Here is a 15699-nt window from a genome sequence, read left to right as displayed (position 1 = left end):
GCCGAGCGGGCGGCGCTGGCCGAGCGTGCCCGCCTCGCCGCCCGGCTGCGCGCGACCGCGCTGCGGCACGCCGAAGCGCTCGTGGCCGCGGGTGACGACCTGCCCGTCGTGGCCGCGCGGTCGCGGGCCGCGCTCGACGCGCTTCGGGACCTGCTCGGCGAACTCCGCCGTCCCGCCGCCGACGATCCGCCGCCGTGCCTGGCCGGCATCGACGCCCTCGCCGTACGGCATGGCGTGCTCGTCACCAGCGTCGGCGAACGGCGTCAGATGCACGGCGCGGTCGAGGCGACGGCGTTCTGGGCCGCCCGCGAACTCCTCGGCCACGACGCCCCGCTCACCGTCACCTACCTGCCGGAAGGCGTGGAACTGTCCGCCCCGGCCGGCCGCGCCACCCGTCACCTGCGCGCGGTCGCGGAAGCGGCCGGCGGCGCCGTGTCCGCCAGGGGCGCCCGGGTCCGCGTCTGGCTGCCGGCATGATCAGCGTCCTGCTCGCCGACGACCACGCGATGGTACGCGCCGGCATCGCGGCAGTCCTGTCCGCCGAATCCGACATCACTGTCGTGGCCCAGGCCGCCGACGGCGCCGCCGCGATCGCCCTGGCCGAAGACCTGCGTCCCGACGTCATCCTGATGGACATCAAGATGCCCGGCACCGACGGCCTGGCCGCCACCCGGACGATCACCACCGCGCTGCCCGGCTCCCGCGTCGTCGTCCTGACCACGTTCGGCCTCGACGAATACGTCTACTCCGCCCTGCGCGCCGGCGCCTGCGGGTTCCTGCTGAAGGACGCCGAGCCCGGCCGGGTCATCGAGGTCGTCAGGCTGACCGCCACCGGCCAGTCGTTCCTCGACCCCGCCGTCACGGGCCGCCTGATCCAGCAGTTCGCCCGCCACCGCCAGCCCAGCCGTTCCGAGGCGCTCGCCGCACTGACCCCCCGGGAGAACGACGTCCTCGCAGAGGTGGCCAGAGGCCACAGCAACGCCGAGATCGGCGCGAAGCTCGGCATCAGCGCCGCCACCGTCAAGGACCACGTCGCCGCCATCCTGGCCAAGCTCGGCGTCCGCGACCGCCTGCACGCCACGATCTTCGCCTACGACAACGGCCTCGTCCTGCCGGGCGGCGACTAGTACGCTGAGGTGATCGCGCGGTCGCGAGGGAGGACCCCATGGTCTTACGGATCACCGTCACCCTGCTCACTGCACTGGCGCTCCCCGCTCAGCCGGGCGCCCCTGGGTTGACCATCAAGGAGAACGCCCACCAGGTGAAGGCCGTGGGCCCCGGCTTCGTCCTGAAACTCACCCCCCACAGACTGTCGGTACGCGTGGACGAGGACCGGTTCGGCGACCCCGGCACCGGCAATCCGATCGTCCGCGAGACCATCGACCTGACCGGTCGCACGCTGCGCCCGTTCGTGTGCGACCACGGCACGTACACCATCCGGACCGGCACCTTCAAACGCATGTGGCGGATCTCGCAGCTCGCCAAGCGGCCCCAGCCGTACCCGGACGGCTTCGCCACGGCCGCCCCCGGCCTCTTCACCCCGTTCCTGGGCGAACTGGAGGGCACCGTCACCGACGCGGAAGGCCGCACGCTGCGCTTCCTGATCTCCGACCTCGTCCAGGAGGTCCAGGGCCGGCGTGGTTTCTCCGCGACCGCGCCCATCCACGGCTTCTTCGTGGACGAGCGAGGAAAGGTCCGCGATCGCATCTCCCTGACCGGCCGCTTCAACATCGGCCGCGACGGCCGCCCGATCTTCGGAATCGAGGACCGGGGAACCTGCCGCCAGATCGCCGACCTCCCCTTCGGACCGGGCAGCGAGCAGGCGGTGGTCACCGGTCCCCTCTTCGTCCTGCCCTTCAAGGCCCCCCTGACCACCAAGGTCCTGCCGTGATGGACGACGGCTTCTACGACGATCCGCACTCCCACTACATCGCCTGGCGCGGCGAATCCCCGGTGCTCTGGATGGATCAGGCGCCGGGCGGCACCCCCGGCTGGCTCATCACCGGCTATGCCGAGGGGCGGGCCGCGCTGGCCGATCCCGCGCTGTCCAAGGCCAACGCGAACGTCGAGGCCGCGCTCGCCCGGCACGGCGCCCGTCCGATGATCAGCGGCCAGTGGCTCACGCAGAGCATGATCAATTGCGATCCGCCCGACCACACCAGGCTCCGCCGGCTGGCGGCCAAGGCGTTCAGCCCGAAGGCGATCGACGCGCTCCGCCCCCGGATCGCCGAGATCACCGAATCGCTCCTGGACGGCCTCGCCCGCGACGGCGGCGTGGTCGACCTCATGGCCCGGTTCGCCGGGCCCCTGCCGATCACGGTGATCTGCGAGATCCTCGGCGTCGTCCCCGGTGAACGCGGCGACTTCGAGGCCTGGACCGACACGCTCATCGGCCACGCGCCCGCCGAGGAGAAGGCGGCGGCGACCGCCGCGATGGTCGGGTTCCTGTCGGCGCTGGTCGCCGCCAAGCGGGCCGACCCGGGCGAGGACATGCTGTCGACGCTGGTCCAGGCGCGCGACGAGGGCGACGCCCTCACCGAGCGGGAGCTGATCGCCACGGCGTTCCTGCTGCTCGTCGCCGGGTACGAGACCACCGTCAACCTGATCTGCAACGCCCTGAACGCCCTGTTCGACCATCCTGACCAGCTTGCCGCGCTACGCGGGGACCCGTCCCTGGTCCCGGGTGCGGTCGAGGAGTTCCTGCGCTTCGACGGCCCGGTCGGTCAGGCGAGCCTCCGGGTGACGACCGCGCCGGTGTCCTACGGCGGCGTCAAGATCCCGGCCGGCGAGGTCGTCCATGTGTCCTTGCTGGCCGCCAACCGGGATCCGGCCCGTTTCACCGAGGCCGGCGCGCTCGACGTCAGGCGCCCCGCCTCCGGTCACCTGGGGTTCGGCCACGGCATCCACCACTGCCTCGGCGCGCCGCTGGCCAGGATGGAGGCGGAGATCGCCTTCACCGCGCTGCTGGCCCGTTTCCCCGCCTTCTCCCGAGCCCCCGGACGCCCTCCCGTCTGGATGCGGAGCGACCGCCTCCGGGGGCTGCGTTCCCTATGGGTGGATCTGGGCCCACCCGCTCAGGCGCTCACCTCCAGCCGCAGCGGCCGGTAGATCAGCCCGTCGGAGCTCCATCGGATCGAGGCCAGGTCCTCCCGCGCCCGCAACCCGGGCAGCCGCCCGGACAGCGCGCGGAAGGCCTCCTGGAGCTCCATCCGGGCCAGGTTCGCGCCCAGGCAGTAATGCGTCCCATGCCCGAAGGACAGGTGCGGCTGGGGCGGAGACGCGGCGAAGCGCCGGATGTCGAACCGGCCGGGATCGGCGTACACGGACGGGTCGTGGTTGGCGGCCGACGGGTTGGGCAGCACGACGGAACCGCCGGGCACGACCCCGCCGGACAGTTCGACGTCCCTGGTCACCACCCGCAGGAGCCCGTTGCCGCCCGACCCCTCGTAGCGGAGGATCTCCTCCACCGCGGGTCCCAGCAGTCCGGGGTACGCCACCAGTTGCCCGTATTGCTCAGGATGGCTCAGCAGGCGGAACACGCCCCTGATGATGATCGAGGCGGTGGTCTCGTGCCCGGCCAGGATCAGCGTGAACACCATGTTGGTCAGCTCGTCCTCGCTCAGCCGGTCGCCCTCGTCGCGGGCCTCGATGAGCAGGTCGAGCAGATCGTCGCCGGGCTCGGCCCGGTGGGCGGCGATGAGCTCGCGGGCGTAGTCAAGGAACGCGCCGAACTCCGCCGCCCTGGCCTCGGCGCCGGCGTCGGAGGTGGACAGGAACGTCTCGGTCCAGCCGCGGAACTGCTCGAAGCGGTCCATCGGGACGCCGAGCATCTCGCAGATCACCCGGGCGGGCAGCGGCAGCGCGAAGTCGGTCACCACGTCGAAGTCCGTGCCCGCCCGGTCGAGCAGCTCGTTCGCGATGGCCGCGGCGCGCGGCCGCCAGCGTTCGATGTGCCGGGGCGTGAACGTGCCCTGCATGATGCGCCGGTACCGGGTGTGCTCCGGCGGGTCCTGGTTGATGAGGGCGGCGGGGTCGTCGTCCACGCTGGTGCCGCTGACCATCCTGGGCAGGCCGGGGGTCCGTAGGTTCCGGCTGCACGAAGGCGAGGTCAGCAGGGTGCGGACGTCTTCGTACCGGACGGCCATCACGATCTTGTCGCCGCTGGGCATCGTCGTCGGCTCCAGCGGAGCCTCGGCGTGCCGGCGGGGCAGGTCGGGCGAGGGTGAGCCGAGAGGGCCGGGCGGCAGGTCCGGCCAGGGCCATGTGGTGCTGGACTGTTCCATTGAGGTCGCCTCCTGGCGATACGTCCAACGCGCTGAATGGAACGTACGAGACCGTCCGTAGCTGGTCAATCTCTCCAGGTGTTTATGGCGTACGACACCAAGATTAAGAGCCGCAAAATTTCATTCGACAAAGATTGAATGAAGACAACCTTCGCCACTATCTTCATGATCTATATCGGGGGACCGCACCCCCCGAAATGCGCCTTCAGAGAGGTGAGCATGCCGAAGCTCCTCAAGTCCGCGACCGTGACCGCGTTATGCGCGCTCGCCGTCGCGACGATCCCCCAGGTTGCCTCGGCACAGGACGCGAGTGTCCTGGCCGTGTCCCACAAGAGCCCGTTCAACTGCGGTAAGACCTTCAGCGCGAATAACTGGACCCCGAACCACAACCCCGTGGGCTCCATCGACTGGCAGAACCACAACGGCGACGACATCAACGGTGAAACCGTGCGCGCCACCGCCGCCGGAACCGCGTACTTCCGCGACGCGGGCGGCTCCAGTTACGGAAAGTGGGTTGAAATCCGCCACAGTGACGGCAGCAGAACCCGGTACGCGCACCTGTCGAGCATGGTCCGGGGCGCCGGGGGCTCGATGAGCGTCGGCCAGGGCACCGTCATCGGCGCGGTCGGCTCGACCGGCGGCTCCAAGGGCCCGCACCTCCACTACGAGCAGCGGACCTCCGGCGGTGCGATGGACACCAGCCCGACCGTGGAGGGCGTGACCGTGTCGCTGGGCCAGCGCAGGCCCATCAGCAGCACCAACGGCTGCGGCGGTGGCGGCAACCCGACCAACCCGTACACGCCCGAGAAGGCCTGCGGCAGCGGCTACGCGGTCATCGACTCCGCCGCGCTCACCGGCGGCCGTACCTACCTGCTCTACAACGCGGGCAACGGCAACAACTGCGTCGTGACCATGAAGTCGACGAACCTCGGCACGGCGTCGGCGGTCTCGGCCTTCCTCGAACCGCAGGGCGAGAGCCGCGCCGCCGACTCGGGTAACTACGGCTACTACGCCGGTCCGGTCCGGTCGAACGCGGCCAAGCAGTGCGTCAGGTGGGGCGGCTCGGTGGGCAGCAGCGCGTACACCAGCCCGTTCGAACACTGCGGCTGACCTGCTCCAGAGTGGTTTTGGCTTTTGGCGGTCACTGTCCGGGTCACCGGGGAGTGGCCGCTGCCAGTACGGCCTGTTCCTCGGCCGCCGTGAATCCGCTGCGCAGCGGCGGCTCGCCGCGCTCGCGATCCCACGCCAGGACGTCGGCCGCCGTCGTCTCCAGCGGGGTCGCGGGCAGGCCCGCCGCTCGGGCCTTCGCGGGGTTGCGTTGCTGCGAGGGCCAGTTCGGGCGGACGAGGGGGAAGAACGGCGGCACCGACTCGGGCGGAACCGGCACGATCTCCACCGACCTGCCCGCCACCCGCGCGCAGGTCTCGATGAGCCCGCCGAGCGTGGCCGGCTCGGCCGGTCCCACCGCGTGGAACGCGCCGGGACGCTCGTCGGCGAGCAACCGCACCACCAGGCGGGCCAGGTCGCGCGAGTCGACGATCTGGATCGGCTGCTCGGGGTCCGCGGGGAGCGCCACCCGGCCGCCTTGTGCGGCCCGCCGTACCCAATAAGTGAACATGTCCGACGGGTCGTACGGCCCGGCCACCTTGCCCGGTCGCACGATCGTGGACCGCGAGCCGTACCTGGCCACGACGGCGTCCTCGCACGCGACCTTGAGCGGGCCGTAGGTGTCGTCGTCGATCTCCTCGGCGTCGCGCAACGGCGGCCTTCTCGGAGTGTCCTCATCCGAGCCGGGTCCCACGCCCGTGCGCTGGTAGACGGCATGGCTGGAGATGAACAGATACCGGCCCACCCGATCTTCCAGCGTCGCCATCGCCTGCTCCACGTGGCGTGGGAGGTAGCAGCTGACGTCCACCACCGCGTCCCAGGCACCGTCGCGCAGCGCCGCGTAGTCGCCGACGTCCCGGTCTCCTCGGTACCGGATCGCCGACGGGAACAACTCCGGCCCCGTCCTCCCCCTGCCGAACAGGCTCACCTCGGCGCCCGTCCGCAGGGCGTCCTCCACGATGGCGCGGCCGATGAAGGACGTGCCGCCAAGAACAAGGATCCGCATGGTCGGCGACGTTACCAAGCTGCGAGGATGGAACGCCCCCGCTTAAGGAGCCTTCCATGCGCCTAGCCGTTGCCACGATCGCCATCGCGGCGTTCATCTCAGGTTGCGCCGGTGCCCCGGCTTCTCCCCGCGCTTCTCAAGACGTTCGTATCCCGCCGGCTCCGGGCCCGGAGGCGTGGGCCGGCTACATCCGCGCGCTGGACACGATCGACCGGGACATCGTGCACGGCGACGAGCAGAAGGCCGTGGACCGTGGGCGTAACCAGTGCCCGTGGCTTCAGCAGTGGCCGAAGGTGAAGATGGACGCGCTCATCCAGGTGGACAAGCGCTTCACCTCCCCGGGCCACCCGAAGGGGTTCGGGGCGGCGAAGGGCAAGGGCATCAACAACGCGATCAAGAAGTACATCTGCCCTGCCTGATCTGGATACATCGAACACCGCATCCACGTCGTCCAGCGACACTTCTCCCCAGAGGCCGGCCCCGGGGGATCCGTCTCCTTCACCCGGATCACGATCGGCGTCTGGGTTGAGACCCGGGGCTAACATTCATGGGTACGGTCTTCGGCATTGCGCCGCTCCTTCCCGCGTGGGTACGGCTCGGTACGCCGAGCGGTAGGCGATCGGGCACGACGCCGAGGAAGCTGGACAGCACCGGAGACCGTGCCTTTGGCCGTGGACGCGAGAATGGGCATCCGCTTCGTGAGTACAGAACCGGCCGATCTGGCAGCCCTCCAAAAGGCCGTGAAGGATGAGCCGGCATGCACGGCAGGAGCCTGGGGCGGTGGAGTAGCCGCCGTCGAGGGATTTCTCCGGAGGGTCGTCGCCGATATCGGCCGGCTTCCTCACGTGAGAGTTCCCCACGCGGAGTTCCGGAATTACGGCTCCGGATACGCGTCCTACGTCGATGTGTTCGTGGCCAGGCGGGCCGGTCCGGATATCGAGGGGCTGGGCCTGGCACTGTGCCGGCTCGCTCCTTTCGCAGCGCTCTTCGAGCCTGGAATCAGGTCTTCGAGCTTCCGTGAAATGCCTCAGCTGGGGCGGGTCGCGGATTGCGACGTCCCGGGATGGAAAGAGGAATGCCGGGAGCTCCGCCATATCCTCGATCAGCACGGCATCGCCTTGCTCGACTCCCAGACACTCGCCCTGCCTCTGGACCCGCGACTCCGGGTGGAGACATTCCTCGGCGACCCGCCGTACAGGGTGTTCGACGCCTGGTTCCACTGGATCGACTAACCATAGATGGCATCTGTGGGCGGTGCGGAAAGCCGTTGCTGAATCCCGGACGTCCTGTCTACCGTGTCACGGTGAGAGATATCGAATCGAACAGCCCCACCCTGTTGTGCATTGTCGGTCCACCCGCGGTCGGCAAGATGACGGTCGGCGAGGAAATCGCGAAACGAACCGGCTACAAGCTGTTCCACAATCATCTGTCGATCGAGCCGGTGCTGCGATTCTTCGATTTCGGCACCGAGCCCTTCGGCAGACTGGTCGGAGAGTTCCGCAGGCGAATATTCGAGGAGGTGGCCGCGAGTTCCCTACCCGGCCTGATCTTCACCTACGTCTGCGCATTCGACGTCCCGGAGGGCCAAGCCGAACTGGACGGTTACACCACCCCGTTCCGCAACAACGGCAGCCGAATTCTCCACCTGGAACTCTCCGCAACCCAGGAAGTGCGCCTGGAGCGAAACCAAGGAGAACTCCGCCTTGCCGAAAAGCCCTCCAAACGCGACCTCACCCAATCAAGACAGCTCCTATTGGACGCCGACGCCCAGTACCGCCTCAACTCAAACGGCGAGTTCGACCACCGGGCGGACTACCTAAGCATCGACAACACCGCCCTATCGCCTGAAGCAGTGGCGGCACGCACCATCGAGCACTTCGACCTGCCTTGAGCCCAGCCACCTGCCGCCCCCGGGAGCGGCAGCGTGTCCAAACAACAGGCACTTTCCACACCCTGTGGACAACGCTTCTGGATAATGTCCACGCGCCACAGCGCGCCTGACAGCGGCCTGGCTGATCGGCCTGGACCCCCGAACCCAGTTCCGCGAGTACCTGGGCCGCCTACTCCTGGAAAGCGAACTCGTCTACGCCGGCAGCGGCTACTGCTTCGCACTGGCCCGCTTCGCCGAACCCCGAGACACGGAAATCCTGACCGCCTACCTGGACTATTACCTGCCCCGCCTCGACTGCCATTACGACCAGAACGACGCCCTCGGCGCACTCCTACACCTGGACGCCCGCCACGCAGCTCCATACCTGACCCCGAACGGCCTGTGGTCTCAGTCGACATGGCGCGACATGGATCCAGCCGAATGCAAAGCCGACATGGACGAACGCTGCGCCTTCGCCACCGCCGCCATGTCCAGCAAACTCCCTGAGTGGGCAGCCGGCCGCCGCAAAACATAGCGGCGAACGCCGTACCGGATAAACGCCTTTTAGATCCCTAGGGCCAGTTTGTGTCATGGTCGCCATACCAGTACCACTCATTCACGACTGCGACGTCCAGGACATGACCTCCCAAACCTGAGTTATTCAGCCGATTCTGCGGGCGTCGGCCCGCGTAAGTCCTCGACGCCATCGATCGTTCAGGAAGCAGCGAGGCCCCGCCGACGGCACAATGAAGCGAAAGACGGCCGAGCGGAAGGCAGTTATCGATGTCTGATGTCCAGCGGGTGGATCACGACACTTGCACCGTCCTGCGACTCGTCGGCACGTTCGGCACGGAAACCGAGCCGGCGATGCGGCTCCGAGAGGTGATGGACCTGCTCCCTACTCCCGCATGCGTGGTGCTGGACGTGGCCGAAATGACGGACTGGGATGAGACGACAGTTAGCGCCCTCATCGCCGCCGGAAAGCAGGCCTGGTCCGAGGCTGGATGGCTGGTCATCGCCGCCGCACCACCCGACTTGGCCGAACGTTTCCACGAGGCAGCACTCCCTTTCGTGTTGTACGACACGACAGAAGATGCCGTAGCCGCCTTCGGCAGCCAGCGCTAGGCACGACTGTGCGTTAACACGCTCCGAATTGCGCACGGCTGTCCCGCTCGAACTCCGAGCGGGACAGCCACCCCGCTCGGCACTCCCATCGCCTGCGACCACCGCTTCTCAGCCTTATGCCGCTTGAGAAGCATCGTGATCCTGTCGTGGCCCCGTTCAGCTGCAGACCGAACCTGGAGATCGGCCTCAACGTGAGATCATCGATGCCATGACATCGACCAGAAAGGGTCATGCCGCGTAGGCGCCCCTCCGAGGTCCGCTCGGGAAGGTTGCCATGCGGAACCCACAGACCCTCCATCCACCAGGTTCCCGGTCTCACGCGCCGACCCATGGCCGCGGTGATTGCCCTGGAACACACCATCCTGAGGCCTGGTGAGGTGGCAACTGCGCTTCTCACCTGGACGCGGGACGTAAGCCCCGGCACCACCACCGAACTCCCGCCAACGTGCCCATGCGATGGATGCTCTTGGGAAGATCCGCGTGGAGACCTCGAACGGATACTCGTAGCGCTGCCCCGCTGGGCCAGGCCGTATCTCTACGGCCTGGTGCTTCCCATCGACAGAAGCTTCCTCGTCCGAACGTCGCCGGATCCCCGTGCCTCACCTGACTTGCCATGGTGGCGGCAGCGGCGTCGTCCCCACTTCGGGGATGACGCGCGGCTGACTGGCGACGCTTAGTCGATGGTGGACGAGATGATCAGGCTCCCCGAAGGCAAGTTCTCAAGGGATGATGAATGCTGTGCCCGACCTGTTGTGGGATGACGTCCAGGTTCTGTTCGACCCCGAGGTCAACGGAGCGTTGCGTGATGTGGTCGTAGAAGGACGTCTGTCGATGGCTGGCAGTACGCCTGCTCGCTGAACGCGCGGCCGAGTGCTTCAGGTGATGCGGCCGGTCCAGTAGGAGGCCGCGGCGCGGTAGACGCTGAACAGCCCTGTGTCGAAGTACGGGGAGACCCCCGTGTCGTAGCGGCCGTCGCTGTCGGTGTCGGAGACTCCCACGGTGATGCCGTTGAGGTAGCCGAGGCCCTGATCGTCCTGATAGTCCTGCAGCCAGGCGGAGCCGAGCGAGCCCTCACCGGTGAACGGGGACTCCACGCCGACCAGCTGGTCGGCGGACGGGCTGGACAGGTTCGTCGCGGACACCTGCCCGGCGGAGCGTTCGAGACTCTGGCCGGTGTAGGGCCGGGTCCCGTCGGGGTGGGGGCCGGCGGGGTAGCCGAAGAGGTCCGCCGCAGGGGCGGTCGTCTCGTTGATCGTCCGGTTGTAGGCCAGGCCCTGCATGCCGACGATCTCCCCCAGATGGCCGTTGGTGGTCAGCGTGCCGTCGTCGGCGGGGACGACACCGCTGTAGACGTTGACGAAGGCGACATCGCGGTCGGGGTCGTGGTATTGGGTGAAGTCGTAGTGAGTGAACACCTGTTTGCCGGCATAGATGCCGAACGGGGCCGTGCCGTCGGTGGCGGGGCCTGGGATGAAGACCCAGTGGTAGTTCGTGGCGGGCGCGCTCACCATGTCGTACACACAGTGCGCGGATGTGGCGACGAGGTTGCGGTACTTGCTGTAGACGGAGACGCCCGAACACCAGTGCGGCTGGTGGTCGCCGCCGACGAAGTACACCTTGCCCGCGGTCTGAGGTGGTTCGTCCTCCGCCAGCGGGGCCATGGGGCTGAACTGGATGGGTTTGCCGGACGGCACGATGGGGTCGGAGACGCGTTCTCCACTGATGTCGTACGGCTGGCCGAGGGGAGTGGCAGTTTTGAGCTTGGCGCCCCCGTCGGCCAGCCAATACGCCACGGCCTGCTGGGCCGCCGGCACTCCGAAGACGAGCGGGGCCGACACCACGTCGGCCGCTTGCGCGAGCGCGGCAGGGGCGGCGGTGGTGAGCAGGCCTAACGCGAAACCGCAGGCGAGCAACTTGCGTCTCATGTCGATCTTCCCCGTTCCCATCGGTGATGGCCTAGGTGAAGCAGCATGAAGATCGTAAACGCCCACGGCCGTACAGGGAAGTCTTTATCGAACTGATTATCGATTCACTGTGCGCTCGAAACCTGGTCATCCGTTGAAGCGTCGCCACGCCACCGGCTGCGGGAGGACTTCGTGAACCCGCTCAGAAGTCGTAGTGGTGGTAGTCGGCGGCCTTGGCCTTCTTCTCAGTGCAGAAGAACGTCTCGTCGAACGGTGTCACCGCGTAGCTCTCGTCACCGGGGACGTTGTAGCTCATGGCGGCCGCGAAGCCGGTGGCGACGACGGGCAGGCCACCGCATCTGAGCACGTGATACGGATAATGGATCATCGTCCCGACCAACGGCGTGACCGACGCGATCATGTACACGACCACGGCCGCCACCAGCGCGCGCAGCCAGTCCGGCCGGAAGCGCAGCAGAACGAGCAGGACCAGGCTCGCGAGGTAGGCCAGCACGAACAGCACCAGGTACGGCACCGAGAACAGCACCCACGACCGCCCCCGCAACGCGACCATCACCGCGACCAGGCCCAGCGCGGGCAGACCGATAACGAACGCGGCCAGCCACGCGCTCGCTCGTTGAAATGACCTCATGCATGGTGTGATGGCCAGGTCCGTGGGTTGGTTCTTGGACCGATCGGAAGGCACGGGTTGTGATGTCTGGCCGCTCATGTCGATGTGGGGCAACTGGTGTGGCCGGTCCACTCTGAACGGTTCTGAATGGCCTGCGGCAAGCCTGACAGAGTGGGTTTCATGATCGAGATCGACGGGCCCTTCTATCGCGTCCGCGACCCAGGCTTTCAGATGAAGAAGACGCGGGTTAGAAGTGGACCCGGCCTTCTAGCAGGCCGTATATCCGGAGATCAGAACTCCTGACATCCTGCTTCCAGGTACACATGTCGACCTCGATCGTGTCCTCGTGACTCTCCGCTCTTCCCCATCGGGCACGCAACGGGCACGACTGGATGGCTTCGTGGTGACGCCGCGGACCCACCGATCACGAGGGCTTGGTGTCGTCGGTCCATTCGCGCGCGATCGACCCGTCCAGAACTTCTTGGGTGAGGCCGTAGTGGTAGTACGGCGCCAGAGAATGCTCAGGTCCTATGGTGAGCCGCTTGAAGACCTTGTTGTGCGGCCAGATTCGGAGGTCGTTGTCCAGATCGACACAGGCGTTGTTCTGCTCTATGTCATAGGCCCACCGTCCACCGCCATTACGGACCAAGAGCTCGCCGAGATACGCCCCCATACTCATCACCATGGTGTGGATGTAGTCCTTCGTCGGCCTACCGGTCCAGCGACTCGTCGGGCTGAGCTCTCCAGCCATGAACGCATCGCAATATAGATCGAGCTGCAGAGCAGAGGCCGAGGTCCAGTCAATGGAGAATCCCTGAAGCGTGGCTCCATGAACAAAGGTCTCAGCGAGGCTCTGCATCATCTCCGTCGTCTCGGCGTCCGTCGGGACCGAGTCGGATTGGACCGTGCGGCTGCGACGTCGCCACATCTCTTGCCTCCGAGCGAACTGCGCCAATTGTCTGGCCCAGAATAGCGACAAACGCCTGCACTCTCCTCCCTTGCGCTGACGCACCTGCGATCTGCCCCATCCCGGCTCTCCGTCCGCGACCGTCGCCGTACGGCTGACGCCGTGGAACGGCTGGTGCTGGCCCGATTCGGTACAGGGGAACCCATGGTCATCTGCGACGACCGTGAAGCCAGATCGGCACCGCCATCGGGCTGAGATGAACTCCCATCTGACACCCCGGAGCACACCCACGCCCACCGCCGCTACGTTAGGTCGGATAGGCGCTTCACGCGTCATGGCGCTCGTTTCGGATTTTGGAACCACGTAGCCGCCTGCCGGCGTCGGCGCCGACATCGCCACCGCATTCCGCCGTCCAGGGCACCGGGCCTCAACGCGCTTCAAACACCATCAACTCCGAGAGACATCCCGGGCGACCACGTGGATTACCCCAAAGTGTTTCAGCCGCACTTGTATGCGGAGCGTCTTTCTATCTCTTCGGCGGGCACGAGGGATGCTGGATGGACCAGAGCATCCCTCTTGGTCAGCTCCGTTTGCGCCGGTAAAATGGGTTGGGGGACACCGGGACCCGAGGGGCAATGCCCAACGTCTGGTATGAGCCGTCGCCGGTGTGCGAAGTGTATGGCAGGGTTATTCTAGAAAAGATTCGGCCTGGCCATAAAGTGCATTACACTCTCCCGTGTCGGCCTTATCTGGATTGGGCAACCGACAGCCAAATGGCTTGCTTGATATTGTCTGAACCGAATCTGCCTTGAATGCTTGCATTCCGAAAATTCTAGAGCTACCTTACCTATGCTCGCAGAAGTCCAGTAGCACTAACAGAACCTGCAAAGTGCTCCTAGTGCTTTTCGATGAGAGAAGGAGAGGCAGTGTCCCTTATTGAACGCCCCAGCCCCACGCCGCAACTGATAGCAAGGCTTCATGACGCTGAGCAGATCGCGCGCGATATGGGTCATGGATTTGTTGGAGTAGAACACGTCCTCCTCGCAACGTTTCGAGCGGCACGCGGAGTCCAAATCGACGTAGCGTCACGGGCTCTAAGGGACCTCCTGAATCCAAGCGATGCAGTTTCGGCCATCACTGCTGTTATGTCGGCCGAACCCTATGCCTCTCTCGCGAGTCAACCATTGGATCCGGATGCTGGGCGGCGATGGGGGATGCTCACCGAAGGCGACCAGTAAACGCTGGTGAGTCTTTGACCGAGCAGCGCTCTTTCGATCACGACCCATGCACAATCTGCGCACCCGCTAGCACTTCTGCGAAGCGGGAGTAGATAGCACATAGCGTGTCGGTCGGCTGCAGGGCGACCCCGTCCAAGCTTGCACTGCATAGGCATTCTTAGAAGTTCCAACAGACTGATATACGGACAGGGCTCACGCGATCGGCATCAGCCGTAATCGCCCCCTCAACCTGGTTGACCAGGCTCCCGCAGGAAAGGTCAAGTAGGCGTCTCGCACCTCTCCTGGGACACGAGGAAACCGGCTATCGGTGAGTGTCCCTCTTGATCGGTACCGTTCGCGCTGGTCAGCACAGACTAGGGGAACAGCGGTGACATGGGGACACTTCCTGAGCCAGCAACCCGACGGCTCCGCCGAGGTTGCCTGTCCCCGGGGGAGGCTCTAAGTTCGCCGCCATGGTGGAGTCGCGAGTGGATGCTGAGATGTCGGACACTCTGTACTTACAGCGAGTAGTTGCGGTGTGCGTTCTGGGAATCTCGGTGGTTGTCTGGGCTCTGCTGTTCTTCGCGTACTTTCTCGTTCCCGGTGCAATAGAGAACAAGGAGTGCGGTCTTGACCCTCTAACCAACCACGAGACCGCCATGTGCGCGCCTGTAGCCGCGTGGAGCAGCGTCACATTCTGGTCTTGGCTGGCTTCTCCGCTGGCCTGGGTGATATCCGGCCTTACCCTCTTGTGGTTGCAGAAAGGTCGGATCGGCATTCGTTGGTTGGTGGTGGCTTCGATGCCAGTGCTCCCCTTGATCGGCATGGCGTCCGTGTTCGTGATTGAGGCGCTATACGGGCCGTCGCCCGCGTGATTGAGCGGGAACACAGGGGACACTGAACAATGGCGAGCGCCCTCTGGATCAGTTCTGTTTGTGCGGTCAGAACGAGTTGGGGGACAGCGGGGGACCCTGTCGCCAACGCCGATTACGAGCCGGAGCTCTCACCGTCGCGGAGAATCTTCAGGATCTCGTCCAGCTTCGTCTCGTGGACACGCTCGATCTCCGTGAGCGGTGTCTGAATCTTGGAGATCTCCAGCGGCAGCGACGCCAGGGCGGTACTGGTGGCGGGGAACGGCAGGGCAATCTGTGCCTTCTGAACGGGCCGCTCGGCCGCGTCCGCGAGCATTTGTCCAGCGGTCTCCGTCCGATACTCGGATGGGCCGGCAACAAACCCTCGACCTTCTCGCTGAGAAGGGCCCCCAAGCCCTGCTCAAGCAGGTCCGCGACGCCGAACACTCCGACCCTGAAGGCAACCGCTGGCCGCGGGGCAAGGCACACGACGACGCCACGGCGGCGTGCTGCCTTTGCGCAGGTGGTGTCGCCTTATGGCGAGTCATCATCTCCGGTGCAGAGCAAGAAGTGCCCGCCCTGAAGTAGAACTGTCGACCTTGCACGGGGATGCCAATGGACGTCCGTGAAGCCGCTGACGTAGGAACGATGGGCATGCTCGGGCGCGAGCGGCATGGAGAAGCGCGCGGAGCGAAGCGGAGCACCTTTGACCGGGGTGGGATCCAGCTGCCCAACCACTTAGCAGGGCAACGGGCGGGCCGGGGAGGGCGTCCGACCGGAGGGAGGCCCTTCAGGGGT

At 66.3% G+C, this 15699-nt stretch carries 18 protein-coding genes; 12 read left to right on the top strand and 6 right to left on the bottom strand.

Going from position 1 to position 15699, the window contains the following annotated elements; all coding sequences use genetic code 11:
• The 4 genes from ACFWY5_RS13145 to ACFWY5_RS13130 form a co-directional block, all read left to right on the top strand.
• Positions 1 to 477: hypothetical protein (locus tag ACFWY5_RS13145; RefSeq protein ID WP_379631887.1), on the top strand; the 477-nt coding region annotated here is incomplete at its 5' end.
• Complete coding sequence (locus tag ACFWY5_RS13140) at positions 474 to 1127, top strand: response regulator (protein ID WP_379631885.1); 654 nt, start codon at positions 474 to 476, stop codon at positions 1125 to 1127. The genes ACFWY5_RS13145 and ACFWY5_RS13140, both read left to right, overlap by 4 nt.
• 38 nt (positions 1128 to 1165) lie before the next feature.
• Entirely contained in the window at positions 1166 to 1891 is a 726-nt protein-coding gene (locus ACFWY5_RS13135) for a hypothetical protein (protein ID WP_379615794.1), read from the top strand.
• The gene (locus ACFWY5_RS13130) at positions 1891 to 3108 is read left to right on the top strand and encodes a cytochrome P450 (protein WP_379631903.1); all 1218 of its coding nucleotides are present in this window, start codon (positions 1891 to 1893) and stop codon (positions 3106 to 3108) included. Before ACFWY5_RS13135 ends, ACFWY5_RS13130 begins: the two co-directional genes overlap by 1 nt.
• Here the strand turns inward: ACFWY5_RS13130 and ACFWY5_RS13125 are convergent.
• Positions 3075 to 4283 carry a cytochrome P450 gene (locus tag ACFWY5_RS13125; RefSeq protein ID WP_379631883.1) on the bottom strand — a complete coding sequence of 403 codons (1209 nt, stop codon included), beginning with the start codon at positions 4281 to 4283 and terminating at the stop codon, positions 3075 to 3077. The genes ACFWY5_RS13130 and ACFWY5_RS13125 overlap by 34 nt on opposite strands.
• A gap of 219 nt (positions 4284 to 4502) precedes the next feature.
• Between ACFWY5_RS13125 and ACFWY5_RS13120 the strand changes: the two genes are divergently transcribed.
• On the top strand, positions 4503 to 5393 hold the full coding sequence (locus tag ACFWY5_RS13120) for a M23 family metallopeptidase (RefSeq protein WP_379615790.1): 891 nt from the start codon (positions 4503 to 4505) through the stop codon (positions 5391 to 5393).
• Between the two features lie 43 nt (positions 5394 to 5436).
• Here the strand turns inward: ACFWY5_RS13120 and ACFWY5_RS13115 are convergent, their stop codons facing one another.
• The gene (locus tag ACFWY5_RS13115) at positions 5437 to 6396 is read right to left on the bottom strand and encodes an NAD-dependent epimerase/dehydratase family protein (protein WP_379631881.1); all 960 of its coding nucleotides are present in this window, start codon (positions 6394 to 6396) and stop codon (positions 5437 to 5439) included.
• Between the two features lie 56 nt (positions 6397 to 6452).
• Between ACFWY5_RS13115 and ACFWY5_RS13110 the strand changes: the two genes are divergently transcribed.
• From ACFWY5_RS13110 to ACFWY5_RS13090, 5 genes are all read left to right on the top strand, one after another.
• A complete protein-coding gene (locus tag ACFWY5_RS13110) occupies positions 6453 to 6815 on the top strand; it encodes a hypothetical protein (RefSeq protein ID WP_379631879.1) in 363 nt (120 codons plus the stop codon).
• A gap of 264 nt (positions 6816 to 7079) precedes the next feature.
• Positions 7080 to 7628 (top strand): hypothetical protein, encoded by a 549-nt coding sequence (locus ACFWY5_RS13105; RefSeq protein ID WP_379631878.1) that lies wholly within the window; start codon positions 7080 to 7082, stop codon positions 7626 to 7628.
• A gap of 71 nt (positions 7629 to 7699) precedes the next feature.
• Positions 7700 to 8287, top strand: a complete 588-nt coding sequence (locus ACFWY5_RS13100; RefSeq protein WP_379631876.1) for a hypothetical protein — start codon at positions 7700 to 7702, stop codon at positions 8285 to 8287.
• Positions 8288 to 8393: 106 nt separating this feature from the next.
• Positions 8394 to 8801 carry a DUF6000 family protein gene (locus ACFWY5_RS13095; protein ID WP_379631901.1) on the top strand — a complete coding sequence of 136 codons (408 nt, stop codon included), beginning with the start codon at positions 8394 to 8396 and terminating at the stop codon, positions 8799 to 8801.
• A gap of 248 nt (positions 8802 to 9049) precedes the next feature.
• Positions 9050 to 9391 (top strand): STAS domain-containing protein, encoded by a 342-nt coding sequence (locus ACFWY5_RS13090; RefSeq protein ID WP_379615778.1) that lies wholly within the window; start codon positions 9050 to 9052, stop codon positions 9389 to 9391.
• A gap of 875 nt (positions 9392 to 10266) precedes the next feature.
• Here the strand turns inward: ACFWY5_RS13090 and ACFWY5_RS13085 are convergent.
• The 3 genes from ACFWY5_RS13085 to ACFWY5_RS13075 form a co-directional block, all read right to left on the bottom strand.
• The gene (locus ACFWY5_RS13085; protein WP_379631874.1) at positions 10267 to 11316 is read right to left on the bottom strand and encodes a hypothetical protein; all 1050 of its coding nucleotides are present in this window, start codon (positions 11314 to 11316) and stop codon (positions 10267 to 10269) included.
• A 181-nt stretch (positions 11317 to 11497) separates the two neighbouring features.
• On the bottom strand, positions 11498 to 11947 hold the full coding sequence (locus tag ACFWY5_RS13080) for a hypothetical protein (RefSeq protein ID WP_379631873.1): 450 nt from the start codon (positions 11945 to 11947) through the stop codon (positions 11498 to 11500).
• A 403-nt stretch (positions 11948 to 12350) separates the two neighbouring features.
• Positions 12351 to 12788 carry a hypothetical protein gene (locus ACFWY5_RS13075; RefSeq protein ID WP_379631871.1) on the bottom strand — a complete coding sequence of 146 codons (438 nt, stop codon included), beginning with the start codon at positions 12786 to 12788 and terminating at the stop codon, positions 12351 to 12353.
• Positions 12789 to 13741: 953 nt separating this feature from the next.
• On the opposite strand from ACFWY5_RS13075, the gene ACFWY5_RS13070 reads away from it, so the two are divergent.
• Both ACFWY5_RS13070 and ACFWY5_RS13065 read left to right on the top strand, forming a co-directional pair.
• On the top strand, positions 13742 to 14071 hold the full coding sequence (locus tag ACFWY5_RS13070; protein ID WP_379631869.1) for a Clp protease N-terminal domain-containing protein: 330 nt from the start codon (positions 13742 to 13744) through the stop codon (positions 14069 to 14071).
• 479 nt (positions 14072 to 14550) lie between these two features.
• On the top strand, positions 14551 to 14925 hold the full coding sequence (locus ACFWY5_RS13065; protein WP_379615766.1) for a hypothetical protein: 375 nt from the start codon (positions 14551 to 14553) through the stop codon (positions 14923 to 14925).
• 112 nt (positions 14926 to 15037) lie between these two features.
• Here ACFWY5_RS13065 and ACFWY5_RS13060 read toward each other — a convergent pair whose 3' ends face one another.
• On the bottom strand, positions 15038 to 15238 hold the full coding sequence (locus tag ACFWY5_RS13060) for a hypothetical protein (protein WP_379631867.1): 201 nt from the start codon (positions 15236 to 15238) through the stop codon (positions 15038 to 15040).
• Positions 15239 to 15699: the final 461 nt, after the last annotated feature.

Origin of the sequence: Nonomuraea sp. NPDC059007, assembly GCF_042740555.1 — a bacterium.
GTDB lineage: Bacteria > Actinomycetota > Actinomycetes > Streptosporangiales > Streptosporangiaceae > Nonomuraea.
Note: the sequence above shows the minus strand (reverse complement) of the source record. Positions and strands in the feature narration are given on the sequence as shown.